12 protein-coding genes are annotated in these 15,841 nt (G+C 72.6%); 4 read left to right on the top strand and 8 right to left on the bottom strand.

What is annotated here, in order from left to right:
- Positions 1-18 precede the first annotated feature (18 nt).
- Positions 19-987 (bottom strand): GlxA family transcriptional regulator, encoded by a 969-nt coding sequence (locus K7B10_RS09280; RefSeq protein ID WP_229335571.1) that lies wholly within the window; start codon positions 985-987, stop codon positions 19-21.
- A gap of 92 nt (positions 988-1,079) precedes the next feature.
- Between K7B10_RS09280 and K7B10_RS09285 the strand changes: the two genes are divergently transcribed.
- Positions 1,080-2,717 (top strand): ABC-F family ATP-binding cassette domain-containing protein, encoded by a 1,638-nt coding sequence (locus tag K7B10_RS09285; protein WP_229335573.1) that lies wholly within the window; start codon positions 1,080-1,082, stop codon positions 2,715-2,717.
- Positions 2,718-2,739: 22 nt separating this feature from the next.
- Here the strand turns inward: K7B10_RS09285 and K7B10_RS09290 are convergent, their stop codons facing one another.
- The 5 genes from K7B10_RS09290 to K7B10_RS09310 all read right to left on the bottom strand — a co-directional run bounded on the left by K7B10_RS09290 (position 2,740) and on the right by K7B10_RS09310 (position 8,989).
- Positions 2,740-3,510 (bottom strand): SDR family NAD(P)-dependent oxidoreductase, encoded by a 771-nt coding sequence (locus K7B10_RS09290; protein WP_229335575.1) that lies wholly within the window; start codon positions 3,508-3,510, stop codon positions 2,740-2,742.
- A 15-nt stretch (positions 3,511-3,525) separates the two neighbouring features.
- Complete coding sequence (locus tag K7B10_RS09295) at positions 3,526-4,740, bottom strand: MAB_1171c family putative transporter (protein WP_229335576.1); 1,215 nt, start codon at positions 4,738-4,740, stop codon at positions 3,526-3,528.
- On the bottom strand, positions 4,727-5,230 hold the full coding sequence (locus tag K7B10_RS09300) for a hypothetical protein (RefSeq protein ID WP_229335578.1): 504 nt from the start codon (positions 5,228-5,230) through the stop codon (positions 4,727-4,729). Before K7B10_RS09300 ends, K7B10_RS09295 begins: the two co-directional genes overlap by 14 nt.
- Positions 5,231-5,532: 302 nt before the next feature.
- Complete coding sequence (locus K7B10_RS09305) at positions 5,533-7,974, bottom strand: Tex family protein (protein WP_308284567.1); 2,442 nt, start codon at positions 7,972-7,974, stop codon at positions 5,533-5,535.
- A gap of 151 nt (positions 7,975-8,125) precedes the next feature.
- Positions 8,126-8,989: an SCO6745 family protein gene (locus tag K7B10_RS09310; RefSeq protein ID WP_229335580.1), complete on the bottom strand. Its 864-nt coding sequence runs from the start codon at positions 8,987-8,989 to the stop codon at positions 8,126-8,128.
- Between the two features lie 94 nt (positions 8,990-9,083).
- Here K7B10_RS09310 and K7B10_RS09315 point away from each other — a divergent pair, with 94 nt between their 5' ends.
- Positions 9,084-9,563 carry a hypothetical protein gene (locus K7B10_RS09315; RefSeq protein WP_372481393.1) on the top strand — a complete coding sequence of 160 codons (480 nt, stop codon included), beginning with the start codon at positions 9,084-9,086 and terminating at the stop codon, positions 9,561-9,563.
- A gap of 256 nt (positions 9,564-9,819) precedes the next feature.
- The gene (locus tag K7B10_RS09320) at positions 9,820-11,325 is read left to right on the top strand and encodes a M1 family metallopeptidase (RefSeq protein ID WP_229335582.1); all 1,506 of its coding nucleotides are present in this window, start codon (positions 9,820-9,822) and stop codon (positions 11,323-11,325) included.
- 52 nt (positions 11,326-11,377) lie between these two features.
- Here the strand turns inward: K7B10_RS09320 and K7B10_RS09325 are convergent, their stop codons facing one another.
- The gene (locus tag K7B10_RS09325; protein ID WP_229335584.1) at positions 11,378-12,271 is read right to left on the bottom strand and encodes an oxygenase MpaB family protein; all 894 of its coding nucleotides are present in this window, start codon (positions 12,269-12,271) and stop codon (positions 11,378-11,380) included.
- A 193-nt stretch (positions 12,272-12,464) separates the two neighbouring features.
- Here K7B10_RS09325 and sph point away from each other — a divergent pair, with 193 nt between their 5' ends.
- Entirely contained in the window at positions 12,465-13,454 is a 990-nt protein-coding gene (gene sph, locus K7B10_RS09330) for a sphingomyelin phosphodiesterase (protein ID WP_229335586.1), read from the top strand.
- A 522-nt stretch (positions 13,455-13,976) separates the two neighbouring features.
- On the opposite strand, the gene K7B10_RS09335 is transcribed toward sph, so the two are convergent.
- Positions 13,977-15,827, bottom strand: coding sequence for an AMP-dependent synthetase/ligase (locus K7B10_RS09335; RefSeq protein WP_229335588.1), 1,851 nt, complete (start codon positions 15,825-15,827; stop codon positions 13,977-13,979).
- Positions 15,828-15,841: the final 14 nt, after the last annotated feature.

Genomic DNA, 15,841 nt, shown 5'->3' on the forward strand with positions numbered 1-15,841 from the left:
CGGTGGTGCGTGCAGGCTTTAGAGGGCGGGGCCGAAGCGGCGGCGGTATTCCGCCGGGGGCTGGCCCAGGGTCTTCACGAAGGCGCGGCGCAGGGCCTCCGGGGTGCCGTAGCCGCAGGCGCGGGAGATCTGCGCGACCCCGTCCCCGGTGTCCTCCAGGAGCCGCCGCGCGTGCTCCACGCGGACCCGCTCCACGTAGCGGCCGGGCGTGACCCCCGTCTCCTGCTGGAAGGCACGGGCGAAGTGGCGCGGGGAGAGCCTGGCCCGCGCCGCAAGCGCCTCCACGCTCAGGTCCGCGCCCGGATGCTCCGTGATCCACTGCTGCACCTCCCGCAGCGGATCGCGCTGCGCGGTCTGCGCCGCCAGCTGCGCGCTGAACTGGGCCTGGTTCCCGGGCCTGCGCAGGAACACCACCAGGTGCCGCGCGATGCGCAGCGCCAGCTCCCGCCCGTGGTCCTCCTCCACCAGCGCCAGCGCGAGGTCGATCCCCGCCGTGACCCCGGCCGAGGTGGCGACCGGGCCGTCCCGTACGTAGATCGGGTCCGGTTCGACGGTCACCCGCGGGTAGTCCCGGGCCATCTGCTCGCACACGTACCAGTGCGTCGTCGCCCGCCGCCCGTCCAGGAGCCCGGCCTCGGCCAGCAGCAGCCCGCCCGTACAGACGGACACCAGCCGCTCCGCGCCACCCCCGTACGCGCGGAGCCACTCGGTGAGCCGGGGCTCGAAGTCCCCCCGGTACTGCCCGCCCGGCACCAGCAGGGTGGTGCCCGCCCCCGGCCGTTCGCCCTCCAGGTCCCCGTCCGGCACCAGCCTGAGCCCGCTGCTCGTCCGTACGGTCGCCCCGCCCGGGGAGACCGTACGGATCGCGTACCCGGCGCCCGCCCGGCCCGGGAAGCGGCCGACCGCGGCGAACACCTCCACGGGCCCGGTCACGTCCAGGCTCTGCAGGCCGTCGTAGAGGACGACGAGCACGTTTCGCAACGACATGAACCCATGGTGTGACGCGGCGCCCATGGCCGCAATGACGCTCATCCCACCTTTACGGCCATGCCCCGCGGCGCGGATAGGATCGACGGACCATGACTGCAACCCTCGTCGCCAAGAACCTCACCGCCGCGCACGGTGAGCGCACGCTCTTCGCCGATCTCGACCTCGTCGTCGCGCCCGGCGACGTCATCGGCCTCGTCGGCGTCAACGGCGCCGGGAAGTCCACCCTGCTGCGCCTGCTCGCCGGCCTGGACACGCCCGAGACCGGTGAGCTGCGGCTCTCCCCGCCCACCGCCGCCGTCGGCCACCTCCCCCAGGAGCCGGAGCGGCGTCCCGAAGAGTCCGTACGGGACTTCCTGGCCCGCCGGACGGGCGTCGCCGCCGCCCAGGCGGCGCTGGACGCGGCGACCCAGGGCCTGGTCGACGGGACCCCGGGCGCGGACGACGCGTACGCGACGACCCTGGACCAGTGGCTGAACCTCGGCGGCGCCGACCTCGACGAGCGGGCCCAGGAGGTCGCCGACGAGCTCGGGCTGGCCGTGAGCCTGGACCTGCCGATGACCGCGCTGTCCGGCGGCCAGGCGGCCCGCGCGGGCCTCGCCTCGCTGCTGCTCTCCCGCTACGACGTCTTCCTGCTCGACGAGCCGACCAACGACCTGGACCTGGAGGGTCTGGAGCGCCTGGAGCGGTTCGTGAAGGGCCTGCGCGCGGGCACGGTCGTGATCAGCCACGACCGCGAGTTCCTGACCCGGACGGTCACCAAGGTCCTCGAACTCGACCTGGCGCAGCAGCAGATCAACCTCTACGGCGGCGGCTACGACGCCTATCTGGAGGAGCGCGAGCGGGCCCGTACGCACGCCCGCGAGGAGTTCGACGAGTACGCGGGCAAGAAGGCGGCCCTGGAGGGCCGCGCCCAGATGCAGCGCAACTGGATGGACAAGGGCGTCCGCAACGCCCGCCGCAAGGCGAGCGACAACGACAAGATCGGCAAGAACCTGCGGGGCGAGTCCAGCGAGAAGCAGGCCGCCAAGGCCCGCCAGACGCAGCGGGCCATCGAGCGGCTCGAAGTCGTCGACGAGCCCCGCAAGGAGTGGGAGCTGCGCATGGAGATCGCGGCGGCGCCGCGCTCCGGCTCGGTCGTCGCCACCCTGAACGAGGCGGCCGTGCGGCGCGGGGACTTCGCCTTCGGCCCGGCCAGCCTGCAGATCGACTGGGCGGACCGGGTCGCGATCACCGGCGCCAACGGCGCGGGCAAGTCCACGCTCCTCGCCGTGCTCCTCGGCCGGCTGGTGCCCGACTCCGGTGCGGCCACGCTCGGTTCGGGCGTACTGGTCGGCGAGGTGGACCAGGCGCGCGGGCTCTTCCTCGGGGACGAGCCGCTGCTGGAGGCCTTCTGCGCGGCGGTGCCGGACACCGAGCCGGCCGAAGTGCGGACCCTGCTGGCCAAGTTCGGCCTGAAGGCGGCGCACGTCCTGCGTCCGGCCGCCACGCTCTCCCCCGGCGAGCGCACCCGGGCGGCCCTCGCGCTGCTCCAGGGCCGCGGGGTGAACCTGCTGGTGCTGGACGAGCCCACGAACCACCTGGACCTTCCGGCGATCGAGCAGCTGGAGGCGGCCCTGGACGCGTACGAGGGCACCCTGCTGCTGGTCACCCACGACCGCCGGATGCTGGACGCGGTGCACGTGACCCGCCGCCTCGAGGTCGCGGACGGCAAGGTCACCGAGCTCTAGGCGGTGCCTTCGGGGCGGGCCGTCACCGCTGCGGCGCGCGCCGCTTGCGCGCCAGCCTCTCGGCCACGAAGCCGCGCGGCAGGTGCCGGACGGCGAGCGCGTACGCCTGGTAGCGGCGGCCGGTGATGCTCACCGGCCGCCGCAGGGCCAGGTCCCGCAGGGCCTTGCCCACCACGGCCTCGGGCTCCAGCCACACCGCCTCGCGCAGGGAGCTGACGTCCATCCCGGCGCGCGCCTGGAACTCGGTGCGGGTGAAGCCCGGGACCACCGCGAGCACCCGGACCCCGTACGGCGCCATGTCCACCCGCAGGGACTCGCTGAACGCGGTGACCCAGGCCTTGGCGGCCCCGTACGTCCCGGTCGGCAGCAGTGCGGCCACCGAGGAGACGTTCACCACCGCGCCCCGGCGGCGCTCGCGCAGCCCGGGGAGCACGGCGTGGGTGAGCCGCAGCGGGACCTTCACCAGCAGGTCGAGCAGCCGCTCCTCGTCCTCGACCGGGCTGTGAGGGAACGGCGCGGGCAGCCCGAAGCCCGCGTTGTTGACCAGGATGTCCACGGGCCGCTCCCGGTCGGCGAGCCGCTCGGCGACGGCCGTGCAGTCCGCCGGGTCCAGCAGATCGGCGGGCAGTACCTCGCTGGACGTGCCGAACTCCCGGCCGAGTTCCCGGGCCACGGCTTCGAGGCGGTCCTTGTCGCGGGCGACCAGGACGAGCTCGCAGCCCTTGGCCGCGAAGCCGCGGGCGAAGGCGGCGCCGAGTCCGGCACTGGCCCCGGTGATCAGAACGGTGGTCAAGGGAAGATCACTTCCTTACGGGGTGTGCGGGCGCTGCGGGGTCGGGCCCAGTGGGGTGAAGTCCGTGGTCGACGGCGATCCGTAGGCCCGCGCCACGTCGACCAGGAACCTGGCCTCGTCGTCGAGGTCGCCCCCCTCGGCGGAGGTCTGCATGGCGGCGGGCAGTTCCCACGCCGCGTCCTCCCCCGGCTGCCCGGGCCGCCCGGCGAGCTTCGCCTGCCGCGCCTCCTTCAGTACGCAGGCCAGCGCGGCCGCGGTGCGCCGCTGCTCGGGGATGCCGTGCCCGGTGACATGGGTGCGGGCCAGCTCCGGAAGGCCCGGGGCGACGTACTCGCCGAGGATCAGGATCGCGTCGCGGGTCTCGATCACCTTGCGGTACACCAGCAGGTTGCGCGGGACGGGCGGCCACAGCAGCTCCACGACCCGGCCGGCCCGCGGCTTGGTGAGGGCGACGTGCGGGACGGCCTGGACCAGGTCGCGCCAGAGCGGCCACAGCCGCCACGCGGTGGCGATGTCGGCGCTCGTGCGGCGCAGCGTGAACAGCGTGGGCACGAGGATCGCGGCGGCCCGCAGCAGTCCGTGCAGGTTCATCATCAGCGGCAGGGCGGGCATCGCCCAGGTGCTGCCGAAGAGGGCCTTGAGCAGGTACGCGAACCAGAACAGGCCCGCGAGCGCGGTGCCGAGGCCGAAAAGCCGCAGCCCGGCGGCCAGTCCCCGGCTCTCGGTGCGCCGGCTGTAGCGCCAGCAGAGCGAGACGCAGGTGGTGTTGGCGAGGAGGTGCGCGGAGATCAGGAACAGCCAGTACGCGAGCGAGGGCACCGGGTCGCCCTGCGGCGGGATCGTGTGCGTGGTGTGCTCGGGGGCGGCCGTGTCGAGCACCACCAGGGTGGTCAGCCAGGCCACCGTACCCACCCAGGCGGCGAGTTGGAGGGCCCGGCCGCGGGTGGCCGCGGCGACGAAGTAGAGCACGGTGCCCGCGGACAGCACGCCGATCAGGTTGCGGAAGAGGCCGACGGTGTGCGCGTAGTCCGGGTCGCGCATCGCGTACGTGACGACGTCGGGGAGGTTCAGGGTCATCGCGGCGGCGGCGGTGGCGACGGCGAGCCACAGGCCGCGCTGCTGCGGGGAGCGCAGGGCGGCGGGGGCGCGCAGCAGGACGGCCGCCCAGAGGCAGACGACGCTGGGCACGGCGAGCGAGTCGCCGAACGCGGTGAGGTCAGCGGCGTCCATGGCTACCCCGCCCGTAGCCCATGGCGGATTCCAGCCAGGCGAGGGTGCCCCGGGGCGCGGCGGCCGACTGCGGGCAGGATCCCGTGGTGCGGATGCGGATCATGCTGGCCAGCATTTCCGCCTCCTGCTCCTGGCTGGTGGTGTAGTTGGTGCGCCCGAGGACGGTGGGGACCTGCCCGTCGTTCTCCTCGGCCTCCAGGGAGTTGTGGCCGAACAGGATGTGCCCGAGCTCGTGGAGCACGATGTGCTCGCGGTGCAGCGCGGTGGTCTGTGCCTCGTAGAAGACGAAGTCGGCGCTGTCGGTGCCCACCCACAGCCCGCAGACCCCGGATTCCGCCGCTTCCTTGGGGAGCGGGTGGAGGTGGATCGGGCGGCCCCGCTGCTCGGCGATCCGGTTGCACAGCCCTTCGATGGAGAAGGGATGTGTCAGCTCCAGATGGCCGAGAATCTTCTCGCACCGTTTACGGAGGCTGGGTTGCGAGTGGGGCATGTGATCCCTCTTCGGACCCTTTCGCGGGCAGCGTCGGTAGGCGTGCGTGGGCGTGGGCATGGCGTCCTGTGCCTTCAAGGCGGCCTCTGGGAGTGGGGTCCTGAGGGGAGAAACGGAAGCCCGTTCGCCATTCGGCGAACGGGCGTTCCACCATGCCTACAGATCATGTACGGGAGTTCGCAAGGTGTGTCCCCAGGTGGGGTGCCTATTCGGCCATCCTGGAAACCGGGCGATCCGCCTGTGTCCCACGCCCCCGGCGGCTCCGCAGACCACTGCCGGCGGAGCCGCGGGACACACCCTCCTCAGCGCTTGCGGCGCTCCTCGCCACCGCCGGTGAGGCCGGCCCGGCGCAGGGCGTCGGCCATCGCACTGTTGGCCGGGGCCGGGGAGCCACCGCCGCTGCCGCCCTGGCGCTGGCCGCCCTGGCGCTGGCCGCCGCCCTGGCCGCGGCCCTGGCCGCCGCCCTGACCCTGGCCGCCGCGCTGCTGCGGGGGACGGCCGCCGCCGCGTCGCTCCTGGCGCTCCTGCCGGTCCTCGCGCTGTCGGGGGGCGCCACCCGCCGTGCGGTCGGCCTCGTCCTCCAGCCGCAGCGTCAGCGAGATCCGCTTGCGCGGGATGTCCACGTCCAGGACCTTCACCCGGACGATGTCGCCCGGCTTGACCACGTCCCGCGGGTCCTTGACGAAGTTCTTCGACAGCGCCGAGACGTGGGCCAGCCCGTCCTGGTGGACGCCGATGTCGATGAAGGCGCCGAACGCGGCCACGTTCGTGACCACGCCCTCCAGGATCATCCCCGGCGCCAGGTCCCCGATCTTCTCGACGCCCTCCTTGAACGTGGCGGTCTTGAAAGCCGGCCGCGGGTCGCGGCCCGGCTTCTCCAGCTCGCGCAGGATGTCCGTCACGGTGGGCAGGCCGAAGGCCTCCGTGACGAACTGCTCCGGCCGCAGCGAGCGCAGCACGCCGGTGTTGCCGATCAGCGCCGCCACGTCGCTGCCGGCCGTCTTGGCCATGCCCCGGACCAGCGGGTACGACTCGGGGTGCACGCTGGAGAAGTCCAGCGGGTCGTCCCCGCCGCGGATGCGCAGGAAGCCCGCGCACTGCTCGTACGCCTTCGGACCCAGGCGCGCGACGTCCTTCAGCGCCTTGCGGCTGCGGAAGGGGCCGTTGTTGTCGCGGTGGGCCACGATGTTCTCGGCGAGGCCGCCGCTGATGCCCGAGACCCGCGAGAGCAGCGGGGCGGACGCGGTGTTGACGTCGACACCGACGCCGTTCACACAGTCCTCGACCACCGCGTCGAGCGAGCGCGAGAGCTTCACCTCGGAGAGGTCGTGCTGGTACTGGCCGACGCCGATCGACTTGGGGTCGATCTTCACGAGCTCGGCGAGCGGGTCCTGGAGGCGGCGGGCGATGGACACCGCGCCGCGCAGCGACACGTCCATGTCCGGGAGTTCCTGCGAGGCGAACGCGGAGGCCGAGTACACGGAGGCACCGGCCTCGGACACCATCACCTTGGTGAGCTTCAGCTCGGGGTGGCGGGTGATCAGGTCCCCGGCGAGCTTGTCGGTCTCGCGCGAGGCCGTGCCGTTGCCGATGGCGACCAGCTCGACCGCGTGCTCCTCGGCGAGGCGGGCCAGCTTGGCGAGCGACTCGTCCCACTTGTTGGCGGGGACGTGCGGGTAGATCACATCGGTGGCCACGACCTTGCCGGTGGCGTCGACGACGGCGACCTTCACACCGGTGCGGAAGCCCGGGTCGAGACCGAGGGTGGCGCGGGTGCCGGCGGGCGCCGCGAGCAGCAGGTCGCGCAGGTTGGACGCGAAGACCCGTACGGCCTCGTCCTCGGCCGCCTGGCGCAGCCGCATCCGCAGGTCGATGCCGAGGTGCACCTGGATCTTCGTACGCCAGGCCCAGCGGACCGTGTCGGCCAGCCACTTGTCGCCGGGGCGGCCTCGGTCGTTCACCCCGAAGCGGCGGGCGATCATGCCCTCGTACGTGGACGGGCCGGGCTCCTCGCGGGGCTCCTCGGGCTCCAGGACGAGGTCGAGGACGTCTTCCTTCTCGCCGCGCAGCATGGCGAGGACGCGGTGCGAGGGCAGTGCGGTGAAGGGCTCGGCGAAGTCGAAGTAGTCGGCGAACTTGGCGCCCGCCTCCTCCTTGCCCTCGCGGACCTTCGCGGCGAGCCGGCCGCGGCCCCACATGCGCTCGCGCAGCTCGCCGATCAGGTCGGCGTCCTCGCCGAAGCGCTCGGTGAGGATCGCGCGGGCGCCCTCCAGGGCCGCGGCCGGGTCGGCGACGCCCTTGTCGGCGTCGACGAACGCGGCCGCGGCGGCGGCCGGTTCCACCGACGGGTCGGCCAGCAGGCCGTCGGCGAGCGGCTCCAGGCCGGCCTCGCGGGCGATCTGCGCCTTGGTGCGCCGCTTGGGCTTGAACGGGAGGTAGATGTCCTCCAGCCGTGCCTTGGTGTCGGCCGCGTTGATCCGGGTCTCCAGCTCGGCGTCGAGCTTGCCCTGCTCCCGCACGGAGTCCAGGATCGCCGCGCGCCGGTCCTCCAGCTCGCGCAGATAGCGCAGCCGCTCCTCGAGGGTGCGCAGCTGGGCGTCGTCGAGCATCTCGGTCGCTTCCTTGCGGTAGCGCGCGATGAACGGCACGGTGGAGCCGCCGTCGAGCAGCTCGACGGCGGCCTTCACCTGCCGCTCCCGTACGCCGAGCTCCTCGGCGATCCTGCCTTCGATGGACATCGTCACGATCGGGTCCCGCCTGCCTTCGTTTGCACTGGAAGGCTGCCAATTGTGGCAGGTGGCGGCGACGGGGGCCGGGAGACCCGCGCCCGGGTCCTCGCCCGGGTCCCTGCCCGGGGCCGGGTCCGGGTCCCTGCCCGGCCCCGCCCCGGACCCGTCAGGCCTTGCCGAAGGCGTCCGCGGGGAAGGCGCCGGCGGTGACGGCCTTGACGACGAGTCCGCCGCCGAGCTCGGCGAGCCGGGCCAGGCCCTCGGCGCCGAGGTGCTCGTACGGGGCCGCGTCGAGGCGGTCGGTGTCGGCTTCGAGGCGCTCGCGTACGGCCGCGCCCTCCGCGGTGAGTTCACCTTCGGCGTCGAGGATCCCGCGCTCGCGCAGCCGGTCGGCGGCGGCGTCGAGGTCGGACTGCTCCCAGCCGCGGATGGCCTTGATCCACTTGTGGGTCATGCCGCGCCCGGTGGCGGTGTGGCTGACCAGGGCCTCCAGCGGGTCCAGCCCCGCGAGCAGCAGGGCGGCGAGGTGGCCGTCGCCGCGGTGCTCGCGCAGCAGGGTGGTGGCGTGCCAGAGCCGCAGGTGCGGCTCCTCGGGTACGGGGAGGTCGGCGTGGGCGGCGTAGAGGGGCCGGGCGTGCCGGGTGCATCCCTCGGTGGCGCGCAGGGCGAGGTCGGCGGCCTCGGCGAGCTCGGGGGAATCGATCGCCTCCGCTCCGAGCAGCCGGCGCAGGGTGCTGTCGGCGGCGCGCAGCCGGGCGTCCAGGGCCTGTTCGGGGCTGGTGGTGTCCCAGACGGCGGGCAGGTGGCGGGCGACGAAGTCGTGGCGGTAGTTGTAGAAGGTGGCGGTGACCGTGCCGGGTCCGACGGCTCCCATGGCGGCGGAGCGGGAGGCGAGGTTCACGGCGGGCCGCTCGGTGACCCCGAGGGCGGCGAACTCCTTGCCCAGGTCGGGAGAGAAGTAGATGGTCGCGTGCAGCGGGTTGATCGCAGCATGCCAACAGTTGCGGGCGGCGCGCGGAGGAATCGTCATGGCGGCCAGATTACCGACCGCTCAGTATGTCGGGTAGACCGAGTCCCGGCCGTCGTGCATATGATCGAGCCGACATCAACGGGGAGGCGTGAACATGTCAGAGGATGGCAGCCAGGTGGCGGACCTTCAGGTCGGCATGCGGTTGAACCACGTACCGGTCGAGCCGAGCGGCCCGACAGCGCCGGCGCCGCCGACGGGACCGACGGCGCCGGGCAACCCGAAGGGCCCGATGGGCCCGTTCGTTCCCGGTGGTTCCGGGGACTTCGCTTCGACGCCGGCCCAGAAGAAGGCCGCGGCGAACACGATCGAGACCGAGCTGGAGCCCAACACCAAGAAGGCCGCGGTGCACGCGGACACCGACACCGGTACCGCCCAGAAGGGCTTCGACGGCTGGGAGACCGCCGCCGGCCTGAAGAAGGTGGCGGACACCTGGGACCAGCAGGTGAAGAACCTGATGGGCCGTCTGGCCGCCGAGAAGACCAGCCTGCGCGGCGCTTCGGGCCTCTTCGCGAGCAACGACACCGGCATCGGCAACCAGTTCCTCGCGACCAACTCGAAGCTGAACGGCCTCTAGGTCGCGTTCCGGGTCTCGCCCGGCATCCGGTTTCCGGCCTTCTTCCGCGCGGTGCGCCGCGCGGAAGAAGGCCGTTCGCGTACCCGGACACGGGCTCTTCGGGGCGGTGGGCCACGGCCCGGCCGCCCGCCTGTGACGGCCGAATGGCGATCGTGTGACACCGGCGGCCATGGACATGACGTAGGGCGGCGGGCGTGAATACGGTCGGACGACAAGCCGTTGAACAGAACTGTCTCCCTACCCCTTGGAGCTCTTCGTGCACCGCAAAGTCATCGCCCCGAGCGTCCTCGCCGCCTCCCTCCTGCTGGTGATCCCGGCGTCGGCGGCGAGTTCCGTCCAAGGGGCGCCGGGTATCGGCGACCCCTACTACCCGGCCAGCGGCAACAGCGGGTACGACGTGTCCCACTACGACCTGCGCCTGCAGTACCAGCCGAAGACGGACCTGCTGGAGGGCACCGCCACCCTCCTGACCACCGCCAGGCAGGACCTCTCCCGCTTCAACCTGGACTTCGGCCTGAAGGTCAGCGAGATCCGGGTCAACGGCGCCAAGGCGAAGTTCGCCACGTCCGGGGACCACGAGCTGGAAGTGACCCCCGCCCAGCCGCTCAAGAAGGACACCCCGGCATCGGTCGTCGTCAAGTACGCCGGAAAGCCTTCGGAGTTCAAGATCGACGGCTGGTCGGCCTGGCAGCGCACCCCGGACGGCGGCGTCGCCGCCCAGGAGCCCGACTCGGCCGTCTGGTGGTTCCCGAGCAACGACCACCCGCTCGACAAGGCCACCTTCGACATCTCGGTCAACGTCCCCGACGGCACCCAGGCCATCAGCAACGGCGTGCTCCAGTCGCAGAGTTCCCGGCTCGGCTGGACGCGGTACAACTGGCGCTCGAACAAGCCGCAGGCCACGTACCTCGCCACCCTCGCGATCGGCAAGTTCGACGTCACCACCGGCACGACGGCGAGCGGGCTGCCGATCGTCAACGCGTACAGCAAGGACCTCGGCGACAACGCGGGCGCGGCGCGCGCGAGCGTGGAGCGGACCGGCGAGGTCGCCGAGTGGCTGGAGGGGGTCTTCGGGCCGTACCCCTTCAACGCCCTGGGCGGGTACGTGCCGAACGTGCCCTCCAGCTTCGCGCTGGAGACGCAGACCCGGCCGTTCTACAGCCCGAAGCAGTTCGCGAACGGCGCCAACGTCTCGGTGGTCGTGCACGAGCTGGCCCACCAGTGGTACGGGGACAGCGTCTCCGTCGACGGCTGGAAGGACATCTGGATCAACGAGGGCTTCGCCCGCTACAGCCAGTGGCTGTGGTCGGAGAAGGAGGGCGAGGGCACCGCGCAGGAGCTCGCCGACTGGACGTACGGACTGCGCGCCGCGGACGACCCGTTCTGGCAGGTCAAGCCGGGTGACCCGGGCCCGGACAACCAGTTCCACGGAGCCGTCTACGACCGTGGTGCGATCGCCCTGCAGGCGCTGCGCAACGAGATCGGCGACGAGAAGTTCTTCAAGATCCTCAAGGGCTGGCCGACCGAGCGGGCCTACGGGAACGCCAAGGTCGGGGACTTCGTCCGGTACGCGGAGAAGGTGTCGAACAAGCCGCTGGCCCAGCTGTTCGAGACCTGGCTGTACACCCCGGGCAAGCCGGCCTTCGCCCCGCCGGCCGCCACGTCCAAGACCGCCCGGTCCCCCAAGGCCCCCGCCGCGAAGCCGGTGGAGCCGAAGTCCTGGAAGAAGATCGCCGAGACGAACACGATCCACGACCACTGATCCGCGCACGTACTGATCCGCGTACGTACGGACACCCGCGCGCCGGTGCCCCTCAGGGGGTGCCGGCGCGGTGGCGGGCTCGGGCGGCGCGGGCGATGGGCAGGTAGCGCAGGCGCTCCGGCAGCAGCGGTACGAGGAGCCGTACGGCCGTGCTGAGCCGCCGGAGCCTGCGCTCCTGGGCCGGGCTCCACTCCAGCCCGATGGCGGAGCGGGCGTCGGGCGGCATGTACCCCACGGTGACGAACGCCCGGAAGCGCAGGAACGCGGCCCGCAGCACCGGCCAGGTGATCCGCAGCAGCAGCCGTACCGGCAGGGAGCCGCCCTCGGGCCTCGGCAGCGGCACGTCGGTGGCGACCAGCTCGCGGGCGACCTTGGTCGGCTCGATCTCCTCGGCCAGCATCCGGCGGTAGTAGACCCAGTACTCCTCGATGGTCTGCGGCATGTCCCGGTCGTGTATGCCGAGGATCCGGCCCACCTGGAGCCACTCCCGGTACAGCTGCCGCTCCTGCGCCGGGGTGAAGCGGCGCAGGAGGTACCGCCCGGCGTAGAGGTAGATCGGGAAGCCGGTGGCGTGCACCCAGGAGTAGCAGGCGGGGTCGAGGGAGTGGTAGCGCCGCCCCCGGGTGTCGATGCCCTGGATCTCCTTGTGCAGGCGGCGTACCCGGCGGCCCTCCTCGGCGGCCCGCTCCCCGCCGTACACCCACAGCTGGACGGAGCGCAGCGAGCGCTCGCCGCGCCCCCAGGGGTCGGTGCGGAAGACGGAGTGCTCGTCGACCCCGGCGCCGATCGCGGGGTGGGCCACCTGCAGGGTGAAGGCGGCGGGGAGCATCAGCAGGGCCCGGATGTCACCGGAGATGGTCCAGAGCACCCCGCCGGGGGCCGGCGGCTCCGGATCGGGGCGGCGCGCGGCCTTCGTTCCGGGTGCGGGGAGCTCTGCTTCTCTCATGGTCCCAGTATGCGAGTGCTGAAGGTTCGGGTTGCGGGTGCCGGACGTCCGGGCTCGCGAGTGCCGGACCTCGGGTGCGAGTGCCAGACGTCCGCTCCCGGACAGAAAGTCTTGTCACGGGTGTTACCCAGAGGTAACCGCGGCTGCTTGGATGACGGAGTCGATCTCCCCCTGCAGGAATGATGGAGACCTCATGCTGCACACCAAGCTCAGCCGCAACCGCGCCGCCGCCACGGCCGTTGCGGCGATCGCCGTCGGCGCACTGGCCGCCACCGGTGCGCCGGCCGCCTCGGCCGCGGAGAGCGCCGCGGCCCCGCGGCTCAGCGTCCTCACGTACAACACGTTCCTGATGAGCAAGAACCTCTACCCCAACTGGGGCCAGGACCACCGGGCTTCGGAGATCCCCAAGGCGTCCTTCTTCCAGGGCCACGACGTGGTCGTGCTCCAGGAGGCTTTCGACAACGGCGCCTCGGACGCGCTGAAGTCGGGCGCCTCCGCGCAGTACCCGTACCAGACCCCGATCGTCGGCCGCAGCAAGAGCGGCTGGGACGCGACGGGCGGCGCCTATTCCTCGACCACCCCCGAGGACGGCGGCGTCACGATCCTCAGCAAGTGGCCGATCGTCCGCAAGGAGCAGGTGGTCTACAAGGACGCCTGCGGCGCCGACTGGTGGTCCAACAAGGGCTTCGCCTACGTCGTGCTGAACGTGAACGGCACCAAGGTCCACGTGGTCGGCACCCACGCCCAGTCCACCGACCCTGGCTGCGGCTCCGGCGAGGCGGCCGAGATGCGCGCCCGCCAGTTCAAGGCGATGGACGCCTTCCTGGACGGCAAGAACATCCCGGCGGGCGAGCAGGTCATCGTCGCCGGCGACATGAACGTCGACTCGCGCTCCCCCGAGTTCGCGTCCATGCTCGCCAACGCCGACCTGGCGGACTCCGACTCGCGCACGGGCCACCCGTACTCGTTCGACACCGCGCAGAACTCCATCGCGAACTACCGCTACCCGACGGACCCGCGCGAGGACCTGGACTACGTCCTGTACCGCAAGGGCAACGCGCGCCCGGCGGGCTGGGAGAACAACGTGGTCAAGGAGCAGTCGGCGCCCTGGACCGTCTCCAGCTGGGGCACCTCGTACACGTACACCAACCTCTCCGACCACTACCCGCTGATCGGCCGCTAGTCCGCACCCCCGGGTGCCCGCCGTACGGCCGGCACCCGGGGTCCGTACGACGGCCGCCGTGCGGGTGGCGCGCGGTCCGAGGGCGGGGGCGCCGGTGGCGGGGTCCGGGCGGAAGCCGTAGGACAGGGTACCGCCGTCGGCCCCGACGACCCACGGCCGTACGGCGCCCAGCAGCATCAGCAGCGCTCCGGCGGCGCCCGGGGTGGTCGGCAGGCGCCGGGGGGGTGACCGGCAAGGACAGTACGGCTGCGGCCCGGCCCGTACCGCCGGTGAGGACCTTCCTCCGCCCAGTCTGACGACGTCGGTGGTGCAGGTGGTGAAGGCGACGTGGACCACCACGGGCACGAGCAGGACGGCGGCCGGCGGCAGCAGCCAGGTGCAGAGGGGCCGCAGCCTGGTGACCCGCAGTCTGCGCGGGGTCCACAGCAGGGTGCCCGGAAAGCGAGTGATGCCCGCACCGGGCGGCGCGGACGGAACCCGTCCGGCGGGCGGTCGTGCTCCCGCCGGACGGGGCCGTCCGGGCTACGGGGCCGGGGCCGCCCGTGGTTCCCCGTGAGGGTCCTCGTACAGGGCCTCGATGAGGGGGCCGTACTTCTCCCGGACCACCCTGCGGCGCAGTTTCAGCGACGGGGTGAGCTCCCCGGAGGCGGGGCCCCACTCCTCGGTCAGCAGCCGGTACCGCTTGATCTGCTCGGTCCGGTTGAGCCGGGCGTTGGCCGCCGCGACGGCGGCGGCGATCTCCTCGCGGACGGCGGGGTGCTCCGCGAGCCCGGCGAGCGGGCCGGCCTCGATGCCGCGGGCCGCCGCCCACGCCGGGGCCACCTCCCCGTCCAGCACGAGGAGGGCGACGAGGTAGGAGCGGCCGTCTCCGTGCACCAGGGCCTGGCCTATCAGCGGGTGCTCCTTGACGGTGTTCTCCACCAGGGCCGGCGAGACGTTCTTGCCGTTCGAGGTGATGATGAGTTCCTTCTTGCGGTCGGTCAGCCAGAGGAACCCGTCCTCGTCGAGCCGGCCGACGTCCCCGGTCGGGAACCATCCCTCGGCGTCGTGCGCACTCTCCACCGAGCCGTCGGGCCGCAGGTAACCGGCGAAGACGGTCTCACCGCGCGTGAGGATCTCCCCGTCCTCGGCGAGCCGCAGCTCCAGCCCCTCGATCGGGCGTCCCACCGAGCCCAGCCGGAAACCGTCCGGGCTGTTGATCGTGCACACGCCCGAGGTCTCGGTGAGCCCCCACGCGTCCATGATGGTGATCCCCCAGCCCGCCCAGAAGCGGACCACGTCGATCGGCATCGGGGCGGTGGCACTGGCCGTCCACACCAGCCGGTCCAGCCCGGCCAGGCCCAGCAGCGGGTCCAGCACCTGCTCCTTGGCCCGGGCGTACGAGGCCTCGAGCGCGGCCGGGATCCGCTCGCCGCGCTCCCGGTGGCCGGCCCGGGCCCGGGCGAGGTCGTTCGCGGCCTCGATGGACTCCCGCTGCGCGGCGGGAAGCTGCGCGAGCACCGCCCGTACGGACGCGGCGAGCTTCTCCCAGACCCGGGGCACCCCGAAGAACTGCACCGGGTGCAGTTCGCGTACGGCGGCCCCCACGGCGGCCGGGTCGGCGACGAGTCGGACGTGCGCGGCCCGCAGCAGCGGCAGGTAGATGCCGAGGATCCGCTCGGCGATGTGCGCGAACGGCAGGTAGCAGATGTGCTCGGCGTGCTCGGGAAGGTCCGTGCGCCCGTCGATGCGGACGGCCTGGAGCATGATGTTGCGGTGGGTCAGCCGTACGCCCTTGGGGTCGCCGGTGGTGCCGGAGGTGTAGACGACGGTCAGCGGGTCCTCGGGGCGGGTCTCGCGCCAGGCCTTCTCGAAGGCCTCGGGGCGGTGCGTACGGGCGCCGCTCGCGTGCAGGGATCCGTACGTACGGTGCGGACCCGCCTCGGCGGCCTCGGCCACGACCAGCCGCTCCAGGGGCACCTGTGCGTCGGCGAGCAGCGGCTCCCAGCGGGCCAGCTCGCCGGCTCCTTCGAGGACCGCGATCCGGGCCCGGCTGTGCCGGGCGATGTGGGCGATCTGTTCGGGCGCGGAGGTCCCGTACACGGTGACCGGGACGGCGCCGAGGTGGACGAGGGCCAGGTCGGTCAGCCAGTGCTCGGGGCGGTTGCCCATCATGATCAGGACGTGTTCGCCGCGTTCTATGCCCAGGGCTGCGTATCCGGAGGCGAGGACGGCGACCTTGCGGCGGACCTCGGTCCAGTCGAGGGTCGTCCAGCCGTCGCCCTCGCGCCAGGAGAGGGCCGGGAGGGCGCCGTGTTCGGCGGCGTTGCGTGCCAGCAGGGCGGGGACGGTGAGCTCTTCGGGTCGTCCGGGCAGTCGCAGTTTCATGGTCATGGGCAGCTCCTGGC

The organism is Streptomyces flavotricini (assembly GCF_020639365.1).
GTDB lineage: Bacteria > Actinomycetota > Actinomycetes > Streptomycetales > Streptomycetaceae > Streptomyces > Streptomyces flavotricini.

Coding starts and splice junctions, on each gene's coding strand:
- K7B10_RS09280 (WP_229335571.1), bottom strand. CDS start 987: ATGTCGTTGCGAAACGTGCTCGTCGTCCTCTACGACGGCCTGCAGAGC.
- K7B10_RS09285 (WP_229335573.1), top strand. CDS start 1,080: ATGACTGCAACCCTCGTCGCCAAGAACCTCACCGCCGCGCACGGTGAG.
- K7B10_RS09295 (WP_229335576.1), bottom strand. CDS start 4,740: ATGGACGCCGCTGACCTCACCGCGTTCGGCGACTCGCTCGCCGTGCCC.
- K7B10_RS09300 (WP_229335578.1), bottom strand. CDS start 5,230: ATGCCCCACTCGCAACCCAGCCTCCGTAAACGGTGCGAGAAGATTCTC.
- K7B10_RS09310 (WP_229335580.1), bottom strand. CDS start 8,989: ATGACGATTCCTCCGCGCGCCGCCCGCAACTGTTGGCATGCTGCGATC.
- K7B10_RS09315 (WP_372481393.1), top strand. CDS start 9,084: ATGTCAGAGGATGGCAGCCAGGTGGCGGACCTTCAGGTCGGCATGCGG.
- K7B10_RS09325 (WP_229335584.1), bottom strand. CDS start 12,271: ATGAGAGAAGCAGAGCTCCCCGCACCCGGAACGAAGGCCGCGCGCCGC.
- sph (WP_229335586.1), top strand. CDS start 12,465: ATGCTGCACACCAAGCTCAGCCGCAACCGCGCCGCCGCCACGGCCGTT.
- K7B10_RS09335 (WP_229335588.1), bottom strand. CDS start 15,827: ATGACCATGAAACTGCGACTGCCCGGACGACCCGAAGAGCTCACCGTC.